The sequence below is a fragment of the Streptomyces sp. NBC_00310 genome (genome assembly GCF_036208085.1).
In the GTDB taxonomy this organism is placed as follows: domain Bacteria; phylum Actinomycetota; class Actinomycetes; order Streptomycetales; family Streptomycetaceae; genus Streptomyces.
The window spans coordinates 9,533,527-9,548,922 of record NZ_CP130714.1 but is presented as its reverse complement, the minus strand read 5'-3'; the positions used below and the strand labels follow the sequence as shown (position 1 = coordinate 9,548,922).

At 70.4% G+C, this 15,396-nt stretch carries 14 protein-coding genes; all 14 read right to left on the bottom strand.

What is annotated here, in order from left to right:
- Nucleotides 1-1,989: a 1-deoxy-D-xylulose-5-phosphate synthase gene (gene dxs, locus OG202_RS41615; RefSeq protein WP_327726767.1), complete on the bottom strand. Its 1,989-nt coding sequence runs from the start codon at nucleotides 1,987-1,989 to the stop codon at nucleotides 1-3.
- A gap of 39 nt (nucleotides 1,990-2,028) precedes the next feature.
- Nucleotides 2,029-3,186, bottom strand: a complete 1,158-nt coding sequence (gene ispG, locus OG202_RS41610) for a flavodoxin-dependent (E)-4-hydroxy-3-methylbut-2-enyl-diphosphate synthase (protein ID WP_327726768.1) — start codon at nucleotides 3,184-3,186, stop codon at nucleotides 2,029-2,031.
- Between the two features lie 4 nt (nucleotides 3,187-3,190).
- Complete coding sequence (gene hpnH, locus OG202_RS41605) at nucleotides 3,191-4,231, bottom strand: adenosyl-hopene transferase HpnH (protein ID WP_327726769.1); 1,041 nt, start codon at nucleotides 4,229-4,231, stop codon at nucleotides 3,191-3,193.
- A 5-nt stretch (nucleotides 4,232-4,236) separates the two neighbouring features.
- Nucleotides 4,237-4,881: a phosphorylase family protein gene (locus OG202_RS41600; protein WP_327726770.1), complete on the bottom strand. Its 645-nt coding sequence runs from the start codon at nucleotides 4,879-4,881 to the stop codon at nucleotides 4,237-4,239.
- Nucleotides 4,881-6,875 (bottom strand): squalene--hopene cyclase, encoded by a 1,995-nt coding sequence (shc, locus tag OG202_RS41595; RefSeq protein ID WP_327726771.1) that lies wholly within the window; start codon nucleotides 6,873-6,875, stop codon nucleotides 4,881-4,883. The genes OG202_RS41600 and shc overlap by 1 nt, the downstream gene beginning before the upstream one ends.
- 137 nt (nucleotides 6,876-7,012) lie before the next feature.
- Nucleotides 7,013-8,065, bottom strand: a complete 1,053-nt coding sequence (locus tag OG202_RS41590) for a polyprenyl synthetase family protein (RefSeq protein WP_326585530.1) — start codon at nucleotides 8,063-8,065, stop codon at nucleotides 7,013-7,015.
- Between the two features lie 89 nt (nucleotides 8,066-8,154).
- Nucleotides 8,155-9,582 (bottom strand): hydroxysqualene dehydroxylase HpnE, encoded by a 1,428-nt coding sequence (gene hpnE, locus OG202_RS41585; RefSeq protein WP_326574532.1) that lies wholly within the window; start codon nucleotides 9,580-9,582, stop codon nucleotides 8,155-8,157.
- Complete coding sequence (locus OG202_RS46665) at nucleotides 9,579-9,719, bottom strand: DUF6380 family protein (protein WP_405895766.1); 141 nt, start codon at nucleotides 9,717-9,719, stop codon at nucleotides 9,579-9,581. Before OG202_RS46665 ends, hpnE begins: the two co-directional genes overlap by 4 nt.
- On the bottom strand, nucleotides 9,719-10,669 hold the full coding sequence (gene hpnD / locus OG202_RS41580) for a presqualene diphosphate synthase HpnD (protein WP_326574533.1): 951 nt from the start codon (nucleotides 10,667-10,669) through the stop codon (nucleotides 9,719-9,721). Before hpnD ends, OG202_RS46665 begins: the two co-directional genes overlap by 1 nt.
- Nucleotides 10,666-11,568 (bottom strand): squalene synthase HpnC, encoded by a 903-nt coding sequence (gene hpnC, locus OG202_RS41575; protein ID WP_326574534.1) that lies wholly within the window; start codon nucleotides 11,566-11,568, stop codon nucleotides 10,666-10,668. Before hpnC ends, hpnD begins: the two co-directional genes overlap by 4 nt.
- 414 nt (nucleotides 11,569-11,982) lie before the next feature.
- Complete coding sequence (locus tag OG202_RS41570) at nucleotides 11,983-12,750, bottom strand: ABC transporter ATP-binding protein (RefSeq protein ID WP_327726772.1); 768 nt, start codon at nucleotides 12,748-12,750, stop codon at nucleotides 11,983-11,985.
- Complete coding sequence (locus tag OG202_RS41565) at nucleotides 12,743-13,672, bottom strand: ABC transporter permease (RefSeq protein ID WP_327726773.1); 930 nt, start codon at nucleotides 13,670-13,672, stop codon at nucleotides 12,743-12,745. Before OG202_RS41565 ends, OG202_RS41570 begins: the two co-directional genes overlap by 8 nt.
- A 95-nt stretch (nucleotides 13,673-13,767) precedes the next feature.
- On the bottom strand, nucleotides 13,768-14,652 hold the full coding sequence (locus OG202_RS41560; protein WP_327726774.1) for a glycosyltransferase family 2 protein: 885 nt from the start codon (nucleotides 14,650-14,652) through the stop codon (nucleotides 13,768-13,770).
- On the bottom strand, nucleotides 14,649-15,377 hold the full coding sequence (locus tag OG202_RS41555) for a CDP-alcohol phosphatidyltransferase family protein (RefSeq protein WP_405895765.1): 729 nt from the start codon (nucleotides 15,375-15,377) through the stop codon (nucleotides 14,649-14,651). Before OG202_RS41555 ends, OG202_RS41560 begins: the two co-directional genes overlap by 4 nt.
- Nucleotides 15,378-15,396 lie beyond the last annotated feature (19 nt).

The following is a 15,396-nucleotide window of genomic DNA, read 5'->3' as shown; positions in this document are numbered from 1 at the left end:
TTACGGTGTCCCCTCGGAAGGCACGGCTTCGGACAGGTCGTCCTCGGCGAGCTCGCCCTTGACGGCCAGACACGCGCTGATCCGTCCGGCGATCTCGACCGGCGTCAGACCTATGTCCGCCAGCACTTCCCCGCGCTTGGCGTGCGGGAGGAACTGCTCCGGAATCCCGAACCGTCGTACGGGCACGTCGACCTCGGCGTCCCCCAACGCCAGTGCGACCGCCGAACCGACCCCGGCCGCCCGGCTGTTGTCCTCCACGACGGCCACCAGCCGGTGTTCGTCGGCGAGCCACGGCAGCGCCGGATCGACCGGCTTGACCCAGCGCGGGTCGACGACGGTGCAGCCGATGCCCCGCGCCTGAAGCAGCTCGGCGGCCTGCAGGCACACCGAGGCCATGACGCCGACGGCGACCAGCAGCACCTTCGGACGGTCCGGGGACGGGGAGGACGCCGAGGTCGGAGACGACTCCGAGGAGGACGGGGAGAACTCCGAGGACGGGGAGCGGTGCAGGACGTCCATGCCGCCCACCCGCTCCAGGGACGGGATCTCCGGCCCCACCGACTCCTTCGGGAACCGGATCAGCGTGGGAGCGTCGTCCACGGCGACCGCCTCCCGCAGCTGGGCCCGCAGCTGGTCGGCGTCGCGGGGCGCGGCGATCCGCAGCCCCGGCACGACCTGGAGGATGGACATGTCCCACATGCCGTTGTGCGACGCTCCGTCGACACCCGTCACACCGGCCCGGTCCAGGACGAAGGTGACCCCGCACCGGTGCAGCGCCACGTCCATCAGCAGTTGGTCGAAGGCCCGGTTGAGGAAGGTCGCGTAGACCGCCACGACCGGGTGGAGGCCGCCCGTGGCGAGGCCGGCCGCCGACACCGCCGCGTGCTGCTCGGCGATCCCCACGTCCCACACCCGGTCCGGGAACTTCTCCGCGAACCTGCCGAGCCCCACCGGGTGCAGCATGGCCGCCGTGATCGCCACGACGTCCTCGCGCTCGTCCCCGATGCGTACGATCTCGTCGCCGAAGACCGACGTCCAGGAGGGTCCGCCGGCAGGGGTGAGCGGCTCGCAGGTCAGCGGGTCCATGACGCCGACCGTGTGGAAGTGGTCCTCCTCGTTGGCGAGCGCGGGCTCGTACCCGCGGCCCTTCTGCGTCAGACAGTGCACCAGGACCGGCCCGTGGAAGCGCTTGGCGCGGCGCAGTGCCGACTCGACCGCCTTGGTGTCGTGCCCGTCGATCGGACCGACGTACTTCAGGCCCAGATCCTCGAACATGCCCTGCGGCGCGAAGGCGTCCTTGAAGCCCTTCTTCGCCCCGTGCAGCGCCTCGTAGACCTCCCTGCCGACGACCGGGGTGCGCAGCAGGACCTCCTTGCCCCAGGCGAGGACCTGCTCGTAGCCGTCGGTGGTGCGCAGGGTCGCGAGGTGGTTGGCGAGGCCGCCTATGGTCGGGGAGTACGAGCGTTCGTTGTCGTTGACGACGATGATCAGCGGCCGGTCCTTGGCGGCCGCGATGTTGTTGAGCGCCTCCCAGGCCATGCCGCCGGTCAGGGCGCCGTCGCCGATGACCGCGACCACATGGCCCTGCTCCCCCCGCACCTGGCGGGCCTTGGCGAGGCCGTCCGCCCAGCCGAGGGCGGTGGAGGCGTGGCTGTTCTCGACGATGTCGTGCTCGGACTCCTCGCGCGAGGGGTAGCCGGACAGGCCGCCCTTGCCGCGCAGCTTGGAGAAGTCCTGACGTCCTGTCAGAAGCTTGTGCACATAGCTCTGATGACCGGTGTCCCAGACGATGCGGTCGACGGGTGACTCGAAGACCCGGTGGAGCGCGATGGAGAGTTCCACCACCCCCAGATTGGGCCCCAGGTGACCACCTGTCCTGGCGACCGCGTGCACCAGGAACTCCCGGATCTCTTCGGCCAGTTCACCGAGTTCCGCCTCGGTCAGCGCCTTCAGGTCGCGCGGTTGCCGGATGCTCTCCAGTATCGTCACGTCGGGCCCCCTCTCGATCCGTGCTCTCTCAGCCCGTTGTCAACTCACGGTGACCGCCGGCTCCCCCGACGCGACGCCGTCCTTCTCCATCTGCTCGGCGATCTTCATCGCCTCGTCGATGAGGGTCTCCACGATCTTCGACTCGGGCACGGTCCTGATGACCTCGCCCTTCACGAAGATCTGCCCCTTGCCGTTGCCGGAGGCGACCCCCAGGTCCGCCTCCCGCGCCTCCCCGGGTCCGTTGACGACGCAGCCCATGACGGCCACGCGCAACGGCACCTCCATGCCTTCGAGGCCGGCGGTCACCTCGTCCGCCAGCCGGTACACATCGACCTGCGCCCGTCCGCACGAGGGGCACGAGACGATCTCCAGCCGCCGTTGCCGCAGGTTCAGCGACTCCAGGATCTGGATGCCGACCTTGATCTCCTCGACGGGAGGGGCGCTCAGCGAGACCCGGATCGTGTCGCCGATCCCCTCGCTGAGCAGCGCCCCGAAGGCCACGGCGGACTTGATCGTGCCCTGGAACGCCGGACCGGCCTCGGTCACCCCCAGATGCAACGGGTAGTCGCACCGGGCCGCCAACTGCCGGTACGCCTCGATCATCACGACCGGGTCGTTGTGCTTGACCGAGATCTTGATGTCCCGGAAGTCGTGCTCCTCGAACAGCGACGCCTCCCACAGCGCGGATTCGACCAGCGCCTCGGGCGTCGCCCTGCCGTACTTCTGCAGGAGCCGCTTGTCGAGCGAGCCGGCGTTGACCCCGATCCGGATCGGGGTCCCGTGTTCCTTCGCCGCCCGCGCGATCTCCTTGATCTTGTCGTCGAACTGCTTGATGTTGCCAGGGTTCACCCGCACCGCCGCACAGCCGGCCTCGATCGCCGCGAACACGTACTTCGGCTGGAAGTGGATGTCCGCGATCACCGGGATCTGCGACTTGCGGGCGATGGTGGCGAGGGCGTCCGCGTCGTCCTGCGTGGGGCAGGCGACGCGGACGATCTGGCAGCCGGACGCGGTGAGTTCGGCGATCTGCTGCAAGGTGGCGCCGATGTCCGACGTACGGGTCGTCGTCATGGACTGCACCGACACCGGGGCCCCGCCCCCCACGGCCACCGGACCGACCTGGATGCGCCGCGAGAGGCGGCGCTCCGCGACCGGTCGGACGGGCATCTCCGGAACGCCCAGCGACACGGCGGTCATCACATCACCCCTGCTTCCCGTGGTTCCCGTGGCTGCCGGAGACGGTCTCGCGCATCGCGCGCAGGGACTCTTTCAGCGATCCCATGGTGGCGAGGACGGCGGTCGGCTCGTAACCGCAGTGCGCCATGCAGTTGGCACAGCGCGGGTCCTTGCCCCGGCCGTACGCGTCCCAGTCGGTGTCCTCGATCAGCTCCCGGTACGTCGTGACGTACCCGTCGCTCATCAGGTAGCAGGGCCGCTGCCAGCCGAAGAGCGAGTAGTTGGGGATCGCCCACGCTGTGCACGGGAAGTCGACCTTGCCCTCCAGGAAGTCGAGGAACAGGGGCGAGTGGTTGAGCCGCCAGCGCCCCCGGTTGCCGCCGGAGAAGGCCTTCTTGAACAGCTCACGGGTCTGCTCGACGCCGAGGAAGTGTTCCTGGTCGGGCGCCTTCTCGTAGGCGTAGGCGGGCGAGATCATCATCTCGTCGACCTGGAGGTCGTCGTTGAGGTAGTTGAGGACCTCGATGATGGTCTGCGGGGTGTCGGTGTTGAAGAAGGTCGAGTTGGTGGTCACCCGGAAGCCGCGCCGCTTGGCCTCCTTGATGGCCGCCACCGCCTCGTCGAACACGCCTTCCTTCGCCACCGACTCGTCGTGCCGCTCCCGCAGCCCGTCGATGTGCACGGCGAACGCGAAGTACGGCGAGGGCTTGAACTTGTCCATCTTCTTGCGCAGCAGCATGGCGTTGGTGCAGAGGAAGACGTACTTCTTCTTCGCCACCAACTGCCGCACGATCTCGTCGATCTGAGGGTGCATCAGGGGCTCGCCCCCGGCGATCGACACCATCGGCGCACCGGACTCCAGGACGGCGCCCACAGCCTGCGCCACCGGCATGCGCTGCTTGAGCACGCCCGCCGGGTGCTGGATCTTGCCGCAGCCCTCGCACTTGAGATTGCAGGCGTAGAGCGGTTCCAGCTCGACGATCAGCGGGAACTTGTCCCTCTTGCGGAGCTTCTGTTCAGCGAGATACGTCGCCACCTTGATGGACTGGCGGAGCGGCATGGCCATCTGGCTCACCTCCTGGGGAGCAGCAAGGAACGGTGCCATTCGTAGTAAGCGGGAAGGACGGCACGAAGGACGCGGAAGGCTGATATTCCACCGCGTACCGTGCCGATCCGGACCAGTTCATGTTCTGGAGCGTCCACGACCACCCGGACGGCCGCAACCGGGCGGCCGCCCGATCTCACGGCGCAGTGGAGCGTGACCGCGGACTCCATGTCGACCGCGAGCGCGCCGGTCGCGAACAGGGCGGACCGTTCCTGACCGCGTACGACGTGATCGGATCCGGTGAGCGGGCCGGTGTGGACCGTACGCCCGGGCACGGCCCTCACCAGCTCCTTGACCAGCAGTTCGGTGCCCACACAGGGTGTGACGACGCCGTCGGGCCCCCGGGTCTCCTCGGCGACGACCAGGTCGCCGGGATGCATGCCCGGGGCGAGTCCGGCGCAGAACCCGGTGGCCAGCACGGCCGCGTCGCGCAGCCCCGGGTCGGCGAGCAGTCGGGTGACGGACCGCTCGGCGGCCCGTGGCCCCATGCCGGTGCGCAGGACGGTGACCGGCCCCCCGGCGCCGCCCCGGTCGCCGCTGCGCAGGGCGAGCTGCTCGATGCCGAGCGCGCAGGCGATCAGCAGCGGGGCCGAGGCGGCGGGCGTGTTCATCAGCTTCCCTTGGCTTTCAGGACGGCCGGCTCGCCGTTCACGTACCGGCCGAGCGCGGTGAGCGGGAAGACCTGCCGGTAGAGGTGGTAGTTGATCGAGAAGTCCCAGGGGAAGCCGGTCCCGGTGAAGTGCGGCTCGTCCCAGGACCCGTCCTCCCGCTGGGTCTGGGCCAGCCACTCGACGCCACGCTCGGTGGACTTGGCGTCCCGCTCCCCCGCCGCCAGCAGCGCGAGCAGCGCCCAGGCTGTCTGGGAGGCGGTGGAGGCGCCCTTGCCGCCCCACTCGGCGGGGTCACGGTAGGAGCGCAGGTCCTCGCCCCAGCCGCCGTCGTCGTTCTGCACGGTCTCCAGCCAGGCCACGGCCCGGCGGATCGCCGGATGCGCGGCCGGCAGGCCGGCGGCGACCAGCGCGGGGACCACCGACCCGGTGCCGTAGACGTAGTTGACGCCCCAGCGGCCGAACCACGCGCCGTTCGGCTTCTGTTCGGCGAGCAGCCATTCGATGCCGCGCCGGGTGCGCGGATCGCGGGACAGGCCCTCGACCGCGAGCATCTCCACCACGTGCGCGGTGACGTCGGCGGACGGCGGGTCGATGACCTCGCCGAAGTCGCAGAACGGCAGTCGGTTGGGGAACGGGCTGGTGTTGTCGACGTCGAAGGCGCCCCACGCCCCGTTCCTCGACTGCATGCCGACGGTCCAGCGCACCCCGCGCCGGACGGCCTTCTCCACCCGCTCCGGGTCGTGGTGTCCGACCCGGCGCAGCGCGAGGACGACCTCGGCGGTGTCGTCGATGTCAGGGTAGTTGTCGTTGTGGAACTCGAACGCCCAGCCACCCGGGGGAAGTTGGGGCCGTTTCACCGACCAGTCGCCGGGTCGGACGATCTCCTCGCCGAGCATCCAGTCGGCGGCCTTGACGAGCTGGGGATGGTCGGCGGGCAGGCCCGCGTCGGCAAGCGCGATGGTGGCGAGGCAGGTGTCCCACACCGGGGACTGGCACGCCTCGATCATCCGGGCCCCGTCCTCACGCCACACGGCGAACCGGTCGAGGGACTCCAACCCGGCCCGCATCACGGGATGCCGGAGGTCGTAGCCGAGCAGGTGCAGCGCGATGATCGAGTACACGGCCGGGGGCTGGATGCCTCCCCAGCAGCCGTCGTTCTCCTGCCGCTCGACGATCCAGCGGGCCGCGCTGTTCATCGCGGCCCTGCGCAACCGCTTCAGCGCCACCTTGTGGTAGCCGTGCAGGACCTTGTCGAGGCGCTGGAAGGCACCTTCCCAACTACCCAGCGGATCAAGGGGCTTGGTCGGGTTCGGTCGCCCGGGGTCGGTGTGCAGCTCGTCGAGCGGGAACGGCGCGGGCCGCACCGGACGCTTGGCCGAGACGACGGTCAGCGGCACGATCGTCTGGCGTGCCCAGCAGCCGAAGTCGTAGATGTTCAGCGGCATCCACTTCGGGAAGTAGACGATCTCCGGCGGCATCGCCGGCAGGTCGTCCCACTTCCACCAGCCGAACAACGCCAGCCAGATCCGGGTGAACACCCGGGCGGCGGCGATCCCGCCCCGCTCCCGGATCCACGCGGACGCCCGCGCCATGTGCGGCTCGCCCGGGTCGTCGCCGGCCAGCCGCAGCGCGACGTACGCCTCGACGGTGGCGGAGAGTTCGGGCGGGCCGCCGTGGAAGGTGGCCCAGGTTCCGTCCGGCCGCTGCTCGCCTCTGATGAAGAGCGCGGCGGCCTGGGTGGTCTTCTCGTCGCGGATGCCCAGGAACTGACGGAGCAGCAAGTCCTCGGCGTCCATGGTGACGTTGGTCTCCAGGTCGCCCTTCCACCAGCCCTGGGCGTCCTGCAGGGAGAGCAGGAAGTCGGTGGCGCGCCCCATGGCCTGCGCGGCGGCTTCCTGGACCCCGGCCGCCACCGGGGTGTCGTGGTCGGAGTCGCTGGCCGAGGGGGCGCGGGGCGGCAGTGCCCCGGTGCTTCCGTCGGTCGTCGCTGTCATGGCTTCCCCTTCGTGCAGTGGACGGATCTCTCTGCGGTGGGTCAGCCGTCGGCCGGTGCGTGTCCGGTGACGAGCACCGGCCGGCGACTACGCGAGGGCTATTCGACCGATGGCGGTCGACTCCTGGGGGATGGCGATCACCTCTTCCGTACGACGACGAAGTCGGCGAGCGCCGCGAACTGGTCCCGTACCCGTTCGGGCATCCGGATCGAGTCCAGGGCCTCGATGGCGATCGTGTGCTGGCGGCGGGCCTCCTCGGCCGTCCACTCCCGGCCGCCCGCCTCCTCGATGAGGGCGGCGCGCACGGCGAACTCCTCCTCGGAGAAGCTCTCGAAGTCGCTGCTCTTGGCGTCGGCGGCGAGGAGCTCACCGAGTTGCTCGGAGGCCGGGCCGCCCGCGGCGAGCGCGGCCACGACCGGCAGGGACTTCTTGCGCTGGCGCAGATCGCTCCAGGTCTGCTTGCCGGTGGAGACCGGGTCGCCCCAGATGCCCAGCAGATCGTCGACGGCCTGGAAGGCGAGGCCCAGGTGGTAGCCGTACTTCTCCAGCGTGTCGGCGGTACGGTCGTCCGCGCCGCCGAGGACCGCGCCGATGGAGCAGGCGCAGGCGAGCAGGGCGCCGGTCTTGTTGCCCTCCATCTCCAGGCACTCCTCGACGGTGACCCGCTCGCGGTGCTCGTAGGAGATGTCCTGGGCCTGTCCGTCGATGAGGGCGCGGGTCGCCGTGGTGACGCGGCGGGTGGCGCGGGCCGCCTCGGCGGTGCCCAGTTCGAGGAGGATCTCGTTGGCGAGGACCATCAGGGCGTCGCCGACGAGGATGGCCTGGGCGGGGCCGTGGACCTTCCAGACGGTGTCGCGGTGGCGGCGCTGTTCGTCGCCGTCCATCAGGTCGTCGTGCAGCAGCGAGAAGTTGTGCACCAGTTCCACCGCGACCGCGCCGGGGATGCCGACCTCGGGAGCGGCGCCGGTGACCTCGGCGGACATGACGGCGAGCGCGGGACGTACGGCCTTGCCGCCGTCGCCGTCCGCCGGGTTGCCGTGGGCGTCGATCCAGCCGAAGTGGTAGGCGGCGACGGTGTCCATCGGGGGCGCCAGCCGATCGACGGCCGCCCGCAGCACGGGGGTGGCCAGGGTCCGCCCGCGCTCCAGGAGCGCGGTCACGTCCACCGCGGTCCTCGCAGCGGCCGTCACGGCCGGGGGCACAGTGGGCACAGTCTCTCCAGATGTCGATGTGTTCGTGGTACCGAGAGTGCGGGAACCGGTCCTGTGCGCTTCGAGCGTCACGCGGCCTCCTCGTAGTCGAAGAGGTGATCCCGGGGCCGGCCCAGCGCGGCGAGGGCGGCGTCCGCCGCGCCGATGCCGCTGCGGACCGCACTCTCCATGGTCGCGGGCCACCCGGTGGCGGTCCACGCTCCGGCCAGGTACAGGCCGGGTGCCTTGGTGCGGGCGCCGGGCCTGAGCCGTCCGACGCCGGGGGTGGGAGCGAAGGTCGCGGTGCGCTCCCGGGTCACGAAGAAGTCCTTCACCTCGGCGTCGCGCGCGCCGGGCAACAGCCGTTCCAGCTCGGGCAGATAGCGCTCGCGGAGCACGGACACGGGCGTGTCGATCTCGTCCCGCGCGGCCGACTGCGACAGCGCCAGGTACTGGCCCTCGCGCAGCCCGGACGCCTCGGTCCGGTCGAAGACCCACTGCACCGGCGAGCCGAGCGCCGCGAAGAACGGCTTGCCCAGCACCTTCCGGTCGTAGACCACATGGACGTTGAGGATCGGCGCGGTGCCGATCTCCAGCAGCCGCCCGGGCCGGTCGAGCGCCCCCTCGGGCAGCAGGTCGTACGTCTCGCGCTGCGGTACGGCGAGGACGACCGCGTCGACGTCGAGGCTCTCGCCGGGCATCTCGACCCGCCAACTCCCCTTCTCCGAGGGGGAGATGGAGGTGACGCGGGTGCGGAGTCCGGTGCGGACCCCGGCCGAGTCGAGCGCCTTGCGGGCCAGCTTGTCGTGCAGTTCACCCAGCGGGACATGGGCCCAGCCGATGTCGGCCGCGCCCGGGTCGGACAGCAGCCCCGTCTTGAACACCATCGCGGCGAGCCCGAGAGAGGCGTCCTGGGCCACCGCGTTGAGGGTGGCGACCCCCACGAGGTCCCACAGTGCCTCGACGGCCCGCGCCGACTGACCGTGCGCGGCCAGCCAGCCGCCGAAGTCCCGTTCGTCCAGCGCGGGATCGGCGAGGTCGAGGGCCTTGAGCGCCAGTGCGGCGCGCCCCACCTTGGCGCGCTCGGCGAGCGAGAGATGGGTGTACGTGGCCAGACTGCGCCCCAGATGCAGGGGGACGGGCAGCGCGTCGCGCCGCAGTCTGCCGAGCCGCCGTCCGGGCCGGCCGTCGGCGTCGAGAACCGGCACGTCGAGACGATCCTGCAACGGCGCGAGCGCGGCCCCGTCGACGCGGTCGAGGAACCAGCGGTAGGCGGTGCAGCACCGCAGGTACACGTGCTGTCCGTTGTCGACGGTCAGATCACCGCGCTGGAAGGAGAAGGCGAGTCCGCCGAGGCGGGGCCGCCCTTCCAGAAGGGTGACGTGGACGCCGGCGTCGGCGAGCGAGAGCGCGGCGGCGATGCCCGCCAGCCCGCCGCCGACCACCACGGCCGTGCTCCGGCGGCGGCCCGTACGGTCCGCGTCCGGCAGTCCCTCGGACTGCGCGCCGTCGGTCATCGTGCACCCTCCCCTGCCGGCCCGCCGGGGCGCCGGACTGGTCCGCGGGCGGCCGTTGCAGTCAGGGACGCCCTGGTGCCGCGGAGGGTTGCGTACCACTTTTCCCCGATGGGTTCACCTTGGACCGGATTGTCCATCAGGCACGCCTCCTGACGGTACGGCGCGACACATGGCGGGCGTCCAGACCGGAGAGGCCGCGTACGGCGACATACGCCTTCTCGCGGCCCGGCAGCGAGACCCGGCCGCGCAGCACGGCATCCGGCTCGCGCTCGATGCGGTCGAGCAGCCGCCGGTAGATGCCGGCCATGGCGGCGACACAGGCGCCGCTGCGGCGGTCGAGCATCGGCAGCAGCCGGTAGCCCTCGGCGAACAGGGCGCGGGCCCGGCGCACCTCGAAGTGCACCAGACCCGCGAAGTCGGAGTCGGCCGGCGGGAGAGGCCCGGAGAACCCCGCCGAGCAGCCGAATTTCGCAAGGTCGTCGGCGGGCAGATAGGTACGCCCACCCTCCGCGTCCTCCCGAACGTCTCTGAGGATGTTGGTCAGTTGGAGCGCGAGCCCGAGGGTGTCGGCGTACTCCGGTGCTCGTTCCGCACCGCGCACCCCCGGTTCCGTGCCGAAGACACCGAGTGAGAGCCGTCCGATGGCTCCGGCGACACAGCGGCAGTAGACCTTCAGGTCCTCCCAGGCCTCGTAGTGCTCACCGTGTACGTCCATGAGGACGCCGTCGATGAGTTCGTCGAGGGCGTCGAGAGGGATCGGGAAGGCCGTCGCGGCATGGGCGAGGGCGACCGCGACGGGGTCCGTGTCGTCCTCGTCCACGGAACCGACCCGGACCCGGGCCAGCAGCGCTCTGGTCTCCTCCAACCGGGCCGCCTTGACCTCGACCGCGAGCGCGCCGTCACCGATGTCGTCGACGCGCCGCGAGAACGCGTACAGCGCGGACATCGCGCGACGCTTGGGCGTCGGCAGCAGCCTGATGCCGTAGGCGAAGTTACGGGCCTGCTGTCCGGTGACGGCCTCGCAGTAGCTGTAGGCGGCGAGTACCGGCGCGGACGCGTGTGGTTCCGACTCCACGGTCCGGATCACCCCTCTCCTCGCAGGGTCGCGCCCACCTCGCGCAGCAGCCGGAGCTTGCCGGGCTTGGGCGGGCCGGGAAGTACGTCGAATTCGGCGGCGGCGATCGCGTGGACGGCCGCCCTTCCTCCCGCCACGAACCCCGCGAGGAGCAGCCTCAGCCTGCCGCGGACGCTACCCACGAGGGGGGTGCCGTCATTCAGGAGATTCCGGGCGCGTCGCGTCTCGTACGCGACCAGTGCGCGCACCGACGCGCCTGCGGTGGGCGCGGCGAGGTCCGTCTCCTGGACGTGGAAGCGCTTCATGTCCGCGGCGGGCAGATAGACACGGTCGCGGCCCAGGTCCTCGGCCACGTCCTGGAGGTGTTCGACGATCTGCAGCGCGGTGCAGATCGCGTCGGAGTGCCGGACCCGTTCGGGGGTGCTGGCGCCCGTGACGGCGAGGACCAGGTGGCCGACCGGGTTGGCGGACAGCGCGCAGTAGGCGAGCAGGTCGTCGTAGGTCTCGTACCGCTTGACCAGCTGGTCCTGGCGGTTGGCGGCGATCAGGGCGAGGAACGGCTCGGGGGTGAGGGAGCGGCTGCGGACGGTGTGCTGGAGTCGGCGCAGCAGCGGGTGGTTCGGGGTGCCGTCGAAGACCTTGGCGAGGTCGGTCTCGAAGGCGTCCAGGAGGAGCAGCCGGTCGTCGGCGTCCTGCGGGGAGACGCCCAGGAGACGGGCGTCGGCGCCGCCGGGGGCGAGGTCGCCGTCACCGATGTCGTCGACGAGGCGGGCGAAGCCGTACACGGCCATGAGGTCGTCGCGCCAGGCCCTGGGCAGGAAGAACGGGGCGACGGGAAAGTTCTCGGACCCGGCCTTGTCGAGGGTGTCGCGCTCCGGGTCCCCGGCGCGCGCCGTCCCGGCTTCGGTCACCGCTCGTCACCCGGCGCGGGAACGGCAGAAGCGTGGTTGAGCTGGGGAGTCTCCGTAGCCATGGCCGTCACATCTCCCGTTCTACACTGCCGACCCAATACGCACTATTTCGGACACGCCGCCCAGTGGGCGGCGTCTGCGGCTGATGCCGGGTGTCGCGCATTATGGACCCACTTGCCGCGATTCGGCACCGGTACAGCTTACGTTGTACAACGCACCATGCTCCGTCGGGGTGTCCTGCACATCACAAGAAAGCACCGATTGCACCCAAGCTTCCCAGGGGTAACCGGAGTTGACGCTTCCCTGCCGAAGTCGGCGTTCTCTTTGCGGACGCGCTCCCCGGTATCCCTTGCAGACGCCGGGCCCCACCGGAACAGTTCCGGTGGGGCCGGTCATGTCGGGACAGGGCCTGTCCTACTTGCCCGTGAACTTCTCGTATTCCTTCAGGACCTCGTCCGTCGGGCCGTCCATGCGCAGTTCGCCGCGTTCCAGCCACAGGACGCGGTCGCAGGTGTCGCGGATGGACTTGTTGTTGTGGCTGACCAGGAAGACCGTGCCGGCCTCCTTGCGCAGTTCGCGGATGCGGGCCTCCGAGCGCTTCTGGAACGCGCGGTCACCGGTGGCGAGGGCCTCGTCGATCATCAGCACGTCGTGGTCCTTGGCCGCCGCGATGGAGAAGCGCAGCCGGGCCGCCATGCCGGAGGAGTAGGTGCGCATCGGCAGGGTGATGAAGTCGCCCTTCTCGTTGATGCCGGAGAAATCGACGATCCCCTGGTAGCGCTCCCTGATCTGCTCGCGGGACATACCCATCGCGAGGCCGCCCAATATGACGTTCCGTTCGCCCGTGAGGTCGTTCATCAGGGCGGCGTTGACGCCGAGCAGCGAGGGCTGGCCGTCCGTGTAGACCTTGCCCTGCTCCGCGGGGAGCAGACCGGCGATCGCACGCAGCAGGGTGGACTTGCCGGAGCCGTTGGAGCCGATCAGGCCGATGGCCTCGCCCCGGTAGGCGATGAAGGAGACGCCCTTGACGGCGTGCACCTTGCGCACACCACGCTCCTCGCCGCGCTTGACGATGCGGCTGAGGGCAGCGGTCGCGCTGCCCTTGCCGGTCTTGGCGCCGTTGACGCGGTAGACGATGTGCAGTTCGTCCGCGATGACGGTGGGGATGAGTGACTCAGCCACGGCCGTACCTCTCCTCGGCCTTCCAGAAGTACACGAAGCCGCCGAGCGCGATCAGTACGGCCCAGCCGCCGGCGACCGCCCACACGTGCGGGGGCAGGTTCTCGGAGCCGTAGCCGTCGATCAGCGCGAAGCGCATCAGGTCCATGTAGATCGCCGCCGGGTTCCACTGGAGGACGTCGGCGATCCACTCGGGGTGGCCGTCGAGCATCACCGGGATCGAGAACATGACGCCGGAGGCGTACATCCAGGTCCGCATCACGAACGGCATCAGCTGCGCGAGGTCCGGGGTCTTGGCACCCGCGCGGGCCATGATCAGCGCGAGGCCGGTGTTGAACAGGAACTGCAGCGCCAGCACGGGGAGGATCAGCAGCCAGGACAGCCGCGGATAGCTGCCGAAGCCGACCGCCACGCAGAACAGCACGATCATCGAGAACAGCAGCTGCTGAAGCTGCTGAAGCGCGAAGGAGATGGGCAGCGAGGCACGCGGGAAGTGCAGGGCGCGCACCAGGCCCAGGTTGCCGGAGATCGCGCGCACGCCCGCCATCACCGAGCTCTGCGTGAAGGTGAACACGAACACACCCGTGACCAGGAACGGGATGTACACCTCGCGCGACATGCCCCGGTCGGCGTTGAGGATCAGGCCGAAGATGAGGAAGTACACGAGCGCGTTGAGCAGCGGGGTGGCCACCTGCCACAGCTGGCCGAGCTTGGCCTGGCTGTACTGCGCGGTGAGCTTCGCCTGGGAGAAGGCGAGGATGAAGTGCCGCCGCCCCCACATCTGGCGGACGTACTCGACGAGTCCGGGCCGGGCGCCGCTCACGGCGAGCCCGTACTTGGTGGCCAGTTCCGTCGCGGAGAGCCCGTCGTCGGGCGACGGACGGTCGCTCACCACAACCCTGCCGTCATGCGTTGTCTCACTCACAAATGGAAACTTTCGTCCTCAAAGTGCGCAGCCTGGTCGGGCCGAGGCGGAAACCTGGACCGGGTACGGCCGAATGCTCTCAGATTTCGAGCTTGTCAGATGACGGGCGGTCGGCCCAGCCGGGTCAGCCGCCACACCGTACGCCACTTCATGGGCCGGCGGGGGCCGCAGGGGCTCGTCCAGCCCTCCTTGAAGCCGCCGAACCAGGCCTTCAGGGCCGGGCCGGAGGGCTTGCGGAGCAGGGTCAGGAGCAGCCAGACGCCCAGATAGACCGGGACGAGGAGGCCGGGGAGGTTGCGGCGCGCGAGCCAGACGCGGTTGCGCGCGACCATGCGGTGGTAGACCGCGTGCCGGGAGGGCGCGGTCGTGGGGTGGTACAGCACCATGTCGGACCGGTAGTCGATCATCCAGCCCGCGTCGAGGGCCCGCCATGCCAGGTCGGTTTCCTCGTGTGCGTAGAAGAATTCGTCCGGGAGAGCGCCGACTTCGGCGAAGACCTGGGTGCGTACGGCGTTGGCGCCGCCGAGGAAGGTGGTGACCCGGGAGGAGCGCATCGGGTCGGCGGCCCGCAGCCGGGGCACATGGCGCCGCTGGGTCTCACCGGTGTCGGGGTCGGCGATGCGGAAGCTGACTATGCCGAGCTTCGGATCGGCCTCGAAGGCCCGGCGGCAGAGTTCGGCGGTGTCGTGGTGCGCGAGCAGGCCGTCGTCGTCGAGGAAGAGGAGGACGTCGACGTCCCGGCCGCTGGGGCCGAACGCCTCTATGCCTATGTTGCGGCCGCCGGGGATGCCGAGGTTCTCGGGCAGCTCGACCGTCCGTACGCCCTCGGGGACGTCCGGGACGGGCGAGCCGTTGCCGACGACGACCGCCTCGACCCGGTCGCCCTCCTGCTTGGCGACCGAGTCGAGGAGGGCGCGGAGTTCGTCGGGGCGGTTGCCCATGGTGATGATCACCGCGCCGACCTTCATGCCGCCGCTCACTTCAGCCTGCTGGAGACGAGGATGGACACCAGGTGCAGCAGTGTCTGGAGCAGCGCGATGCCGGCGAGTACGGCGACACCGAGGCGGGAGAAGAACAGGTCGCCCCGAGCCTGGTCCACGATCGCGAGGACCAGGATCAGCAGGGAGGCCTCGACGCCGAGGATGAGCCGGTGGAACTTCAGGGCGGCGGCGGCCTTGCGGGCCAGCGCCATGCCGGACGAGCGCGGCTCGGAGGCCGACTCCTGGACCGGCGGCTTGCCGGTCTGGTGCCGGGCGACCCCGACGAGGTCCGTCTCGGCCTTGATCAGGATGGCGCCGAGGGCGGCCAGGGTCCCGAGGAAGGCCCACAGCCAGTCGATCCGCCCGGTGCCCCACAGGTCGGCGGCGCGCAGCCCGAAGCCGACGAGCACGGCCGCGTCGCACAGGTAGGCGCCGACCCGGTCCACGTAGACGCCGGCGATCGAGTACTGCTTGCGCCAGCGGGCGATCTCGCCGTCGACGCAGTCGAACAGCAGGTACAGCTGGACCATCAGCACACCGAGGACGGCGCCCGTGATGCCCGGCACCAGCAGCGCCGGGGCGGCGAGGACGCCGAAGACGGTCATCAGGTAGGTCAGCTGGTTGGGCGTGACCCGGGTGTTCACCAGGTGCCGGTCGATGCGCAGGGAGATCTCGCGCATGTAGAGCCGGCCGGCCCAGTGTTCGCCGCTCCGCCGGTCCTTCACACCCGGGGGGTGAACGACC

Bases quoted from the DNA above. Each gene is read 5' to 3' on its own strand.
- ispG (WP_327726768.1), bottom strand. From the start codon at position 3,186: ATGACCGCCGTGTCGCTGGGCGTTCCGGAGATGCCCGTCCGACCGGTC.
- hpnH (WP_327726769.1), bottom strand. From the start codon at position 4,231: ATGGCCATGCCGCTCCGCCAGTCCATCAAGGTGGCGACGTATCTCGCT.
- OG202_RS41600 (WP_327726770.1), bottom strand. From the start codon at position 4,881: ATGAACACGCCCGCCGCCTCGGCCCCGCTGCTGATCGCCTGCGCGCTC.
- shc (WP_327726771.1), bottom strand. From the start codon at position 6,875: ATGACAGCGACGACCGACGGAAGCACCGGGGCACTGCCGCCCCGCGCC.
- hpnE (WP_326574532.1), bottom strand. From the start codon at position 9,582: ATGACCGACGGCGCGCAGTCCGAGGGACTGCCGGACGCGGACCGTACG.
- OG202_RS46665 (WP_405895766.1), bottom strand. From the start codon at position 9,719: ATGGACAATCCGGTCCAAGGTGAACCCATCGGGGAAAAGTGGTACGCA.